At 76.0% G+C, this 4,412-nt stretch carries 5 protein-coding genes; 3 read left to right on the top strand and 2 right to left on the bottom strand.

Annotated features, from left to right (window positions below):
• A partial coding sequence (locus tag GD970_RS21195; protein WP_152204863.1) for an MMPL family transporter occupies positions 1-1,621 on the bottom strand: 1,621 nt, incomplete at its 3' end.
• A gap of 94 nt (positions 1,622-1,715) precedes the next feature.
• On the opposite strand from GD970_RS21195, the gene GD970_RS21190 reads away from it, so the two are divergent.
• Positions 1,716-2,231 (top strand): MarR family winged helix-turn-helix transcriptional regulator, encoded by a 516-nt coding sequence (locus GD970_RS21190; RefSeq protein ID WP_226925526.1) that lies wholly within the window; start codon positions 1,716-1,718, stop codon positions 2,229-2,231.
• Positions 2,232-2,312: 81 nt separating this feature from the next.
• On the opposite strand, the gene GD970_RS21185 is transcribed toward GD970_RS21190, so the two are convergent.
• Positions 2,313-2,726, bottom strand: a complete 414-nt coding sequence (locus tag GD970_RS21185) for a hypothetical protein (protein WP_152204862.1) — start codon at positions 2,724-2,726, stop codon at positions 2,313-2,315.
• A gap of 236 nt (positions 2,727-2,962) precedes the next feature.
• Between GD970_RS21185 and GD970_RS21180 the strand changes: the two genes are divergently transcribed.
• Both GD970_RS21180 and GD970_RS21175 read left to right on the top strand, forming a co-directional pair.
• Positions 2,963-3,895 carry a hypothetical protein gene (locus tag GD970_RS21180; protein WP_152204861.1) on the top strand — a complete coding sequence of 311 codons (933 nt, stop codon included), beginning with the start codon at positions 2,963-2,965 and terminating at the stop codon, positions 3,893-3,895.
• A complete protein-coding gene (locus GD970_RS21175; protein WP_319593484.1) occupies positions 3,892-4,257 on the top strand; it encodes a GntR family transcriptional regulator in 366 nt (121 codons plus the stop codon). The genes GD970_RS21180 and GD970_RS21175 overlap by 4 nt, the downstream gene beginning before the upstream one ends.
• The last annotated feature ends 155 nt before the right edge of the window (positions 4,258-4,412 follow it).

Below are 4,412 nucleotides of genomic sequence, written 5' to 3'. Positions count from 1 at the left end.
CGGGCCCGCCCGGCCGGCCGCCGGACCCGCCCGGCGCGCCGCCACCGGGCGCGCCACCGCCCTGGGCGGCCTGGTCGGTGAGCAGCGTGGCGCCGATGACGCCGTCGACGCCCGCGGCGGCGTCGCGCACCCGCTCGCCCGTGGCCTCGTCGGTGATGACGACGACGGGCTGGACCTGCCCGACGTCGAAGTGGCGGGCGAGCACCTCCTCGCCGGCGACCGCCTCGACGTCGGTGAGGAAGATGTCGGTGTCGCTGGTGCCCTGGGCGCGCAGGGTGGGCACGAAGGCGGCCAGGCCGACGAGGACGAGCGCGGTGATCACCCACACGGGGCGGTCGTGCCGGGCGACGAAGCCGGACAGCCGCTGCCACAGGCCCGGCCGGTCGGACCGGCGGGCACGCGTGGAGGTGGCGCGGTCTCCCGCGACCGGGGCGCCGTCGTCGGCCGCGACGGGGGCGGCGTCGTCGGCCGCCGGCGCGTAACGCGGGATGCGGGGCCAGAAGACGTAGCGGGAGCGGCGCCCGGCCACCAGCAGCATCGCGGGCAGCAGGGTGAGGGCGGCCAGCACGGCCGAGGCGATGCCGATGGCGGCCACGGGCCCGAGGGAGGAGTTGGAGCCGAGGTCGGACAGCAGCAGGCACAGCAGGCCCGCGATCACCGTGCCGGCGCTGGCGAGGATCGGCTCGAGGGTGGCGCGCCAGGCGGCTCGCATGGCCGCGGCGGGGTGCTCGTACCGGGTGAGCTCCTCGCGGTAGCGGGCCACGAGGAGGAGGGAGTAGTCGGTGGCGGCGCCGATGACGAGGATCGAGAGGATGCCCTGGCCCTGCCCGTTGAGCTGGAGCACCCCGGCGCCGGCGAGCGGCTTGACGACGAGCGCGGCCAGGCACAGCCCGAACACCGACGTGAGCAGGACGGCGAAGGGCAGGGACGGCGAGCGGTAGACGACGACGAGGATGACCAGCACGACGACGAGCGCGACGCCGAGCAGGATCCCGTCGATGCCGCCGAAGGCGGCCACGAGGTCGGCGACGAAGCCCGCCGGCCCCGTCACCCACGTCTCGAGCCCGGCGGCGGGCAGCTGCTCGCCGGCCAGGGCGCGCAGGTCGTCGACGACGACGTTGACGAGGCGGTCCTCCTCCGGGCCCACCAGCTCGTTCGCCTTGGTGCTGTCGAGCGGGACGGGGACGAGCACGGCCTCGCCGTCCTCGGCGGGCACCGCCACGACGGGGCCGGTGAGGGCGTCGGCGAGGCGGGTGCCGTCGGGCAGGGCGAGGTCAGGGACGGCGGCCGCGACGGACTGGGCCGCCGCGAGCTGGTCGGGGCTCAGGGTGCCGCCGCCCTGGGCGGTGGCGACGAGCAGCGCCGGCAGCGTGGTGGAGTCGGTGAAGGCGCGGGCGGCCGCGTCGGCGCGGGTGGACTCGGCGCTGGCGGGCAGGAACGCCGCCTGGTCGTTCTCCTGCACCTGGGACAGGGTGCCCTGGGCCATGCCGCCAGCACCGCCGATGGCCAGCCAGACGAGCAGCACGAGGACGACGGCGACGGCGCGGCCGACCGCCCCCCGCCGTCGGGAGCGGTCGCGGAGGCGGGGCGGGGAGGACGTCACGGCGGGGCTCCAGGGCATGAGAGATGATTACTCAGCGTGCTGAGTAATCATCTGGCGCCGCGGGGCGGAGCACAAGTCGGGGGCCGGGCCCGGACGCTGGGAGGATGGCGGGGTGAACGAGGACGAGAGGGCAGGCAGCGGCGGGCGGGGAGCCGAGCGCGTCGCCTCCGCCGGCATGCCCAGCGCGGGGCCAGGCGTGGCCGTGCCGCCGGCCGCGTGGCCCACGGGCCGCCTGCTCTCCGCCGCCGCCCGGCGGATCGAGCGGGCGTGGGACTCCTACCTCGGGCGCTGGTCGCTCACGCACGCCTCGCTGCCCGTCCTCGCGGTGCTCGCCGGCGGTCCCCGCTCCCAGCGCGAGATCGCCCGCGACCTGCACGTCACCGAGCAGACGACGAGCCGGATGCTCGCCGGGCTCGAGCGCACGGGGTACGTCCGCCGCGAACGGCACGCGGAGGACCGGCGCCGGCACGTCGTCGCCATCACCGCGGCCGGGTGGGAGGCGCTCAGGGCCCTCGACGACCCCGGCGCGGTCGAGCGCCTCGCGACCGCCTCCCTGGACGGCGCGGAGGTGGAGGCACTGCGCGCCCTCCTCCTGCGCATCGTGGAGAGCGAGCTGCCGGAGGGTTGACCGCGGCCCGCGCCGCGGTGTCGCATCCGGCACCGTGGTCACGGCCGACGTCCGCGCCCGCCGGCGCGCCGTCCGCCCACCTCACCTGGTGGCCGCGCGGATGGCGGCGACGATCCCGGCCACGAGGAGCCCGAGCAGGAGGAGCACCAGCACCACCGGCAGCAGGAGCACGAGGAGCACCACGGCCAGGACGACGAGCACCTTCGTCTTGGTCTCGGCGCCTTCCCAGGCCCCGCGGGCGGCCGCCCACACCGGGCTCTTGCCGGCGGCGAAGGCCTGCACCCCCTCCACGAGCGCGCCGCCGAGCACTCCCTTCGGGACGACGCCGAGGTCGAGGTCCTCGATGACCTCACCGACCTTCCCGGCGATCTTCACGACGGCGTAGCGGATGGCGCTCTGGAGGAGCTCGCGCAGGGCGTCCCGTAGCCGCTCGAGCGCCTGCGCGAGGGGGTCCTCGAGTGCACGCGCCGACGGCGCGACGGTCGTTGCGGTCATGGCGGCGCCTCCCGCGTTCGACGCTACGCCGCGCCGGCGTCGCCGACATACGGGACCCCCGCCGTCGGGGGCGGGTCAAGCACCCACCCCCACGGAAGCGCGCGAAACGTCAAGCAGGGCGCGAGACGTCAAGCAGGGCGCGAAACGTGGCGTAGGGCGCGAGGCATCGAGTACGGACCACGTGTATCAACATTGTTGTGCTACGTTGCTACAACCTTGATACGAAAGGGGCGCCGATGGACCGGCACACGTTCCTCCTCCTGCTCGCCGCCGTGATCGTCGGCGCCGCTGCCGTTCCCGGCCTCACCGCGCTGACCGCCCGGGGACGGCGGAACCTCGCCCACCGGGTCGCGCGCAAGGTCGATCTCGCGCTCGACCCACCGGTCGGGCCCGTCGTCGTCCGGCGCCTGGCGCGCCGGGAGCTGATCGCCTCGGCCGCCGCCACGGCGGCGGGCCTGGCGACGCTCCTCGTGGTCGCGCCGCTCGGGGTGGCCGGCGAGCCCGGGCAGTACGACCTCATGTGGGTGCTGGTGGCGGTCCTCGGCGGGCGCGCCCTCGGCGCCGCCACGGCCGCGGTGTACGAGACGCTCGGGCGCGCGGCACGCCCCTCGGTGCGCATCGCGCGGGCGTCGACGCCCGCCCACGGCGACTACGTCCCGCCCCGGGAGAGGATCGGCGCCTGGGTCGCCGCGCTCGCCGCGGTCGTCCTGTCCCTGGGCCTCGCCGCGATCGACGCGTCCGGCCTCGTCGACCTCGGGGACCCGTCCCCCATGGTCTTCGTCCTCGCCGCGCTCGCACCGGTCGCCGCGGTGGCCCTCGACGAGGTCCTCGCCCGGCGGGTGCTGTCGCGGCCCCAGCGGGCCGAGACGACGCTCGAGCTGGCCTGGGACGACGCGCTGCGCGCCCGCGCCCTGCGCGACATGGTGACGGTGCCGCTGACGATCGGGATCGTTGCCCCGCTCGTGCTCCTCGGCGTCGTCGGCGAGGGCCTGGAGGGCGGCTGGCCGGCGAACCCGGCGGTCGGGCTCGTCTCCGGCCTCGTGGCCGCCCTGCTGTTCGGCGTACTCGTCGTCGTCCTGGTCACGGCGACCTTGTCGACGGCCCAGCGGCCGGAGCGCTACTTCCGGCAGCGGCTCTGGGGCGCCGCCGGCCCGGGGGCGCGGCCGTGATCCTCGTCGTCGACGCCACCTCGCACGTCCCGCCCTACGAGCAGGTCCGCTCCCAGGTCGCGGCGGCGATCGAGGACGGCACCTTGGCGGCGGGGCACCGGCTCCAGCCGATGCGGCGGATGGCGGAGGAGCTCGGCCTGGCGGTCAACACGGTGGCGCGCGCCTACCGCGAGCTCGAGCAGGCGGGCCTCATCGTCAGCCGCGGCCGGCGCGGGACCTTCGTGACGGCCCGCGGGACCGACCGGGAGCGCGAGGCGCGGGCGGCGGCGCGGCAGTACGTCCGCCGCATGGCCGAGCTCGGGCTGACGCTCGACCAGGCGGTGGAGGAGGTGCGGCGGCTGGGCGCCTCGCGCGCTACGTGACGCCTCGCGCCCTACTTGACCTCTCGCGTGTGAAGTCTCAGGACATCGGTGACGGTTGTGTCTCAAGACATCGGTGACGGTATGTCTCGCGCTCGTGGTGACACTTCGGCTGCCGTCATTGGCCGATGGGTGAGTCGAGGGAGATCAGCAGCAGG

Origin of the sequence: Georgenia thermotolerans (assembly GCF_009193185.1) — a bacterium.
In the GTDB taxonomy this organism is placed as follows: Bacteria; Actinomycetota; Actinomycetes; order Actinomycetales; family Actinomycetaceae; genus Georgenia; species Georgenia thermotolerans.
The sequence above is the reverse complement of the archived record's forward strand: the minus strand, read 5'-3'. Positions and strand labels throughout refer to the sequence as shown.

What these genes read in the sequence shown, in the direction of transcription:
- GD970_RS21185 (WP_152204862.1), bottom strand. Translation starts at nt 2,726, where the DNA reads ATGACCGCAACGACCGTCGCGCCGTCGGCGCGTGCACTCGAGGACCCC.
- GD970_RS21180 (WP_152204861.1), top strand. Translation starts at nt 2,963, where the DNA reads ATGGACCGGCACACGTTCCTCCTCCTGCTCGCCGCCGTGATCGTCGGC.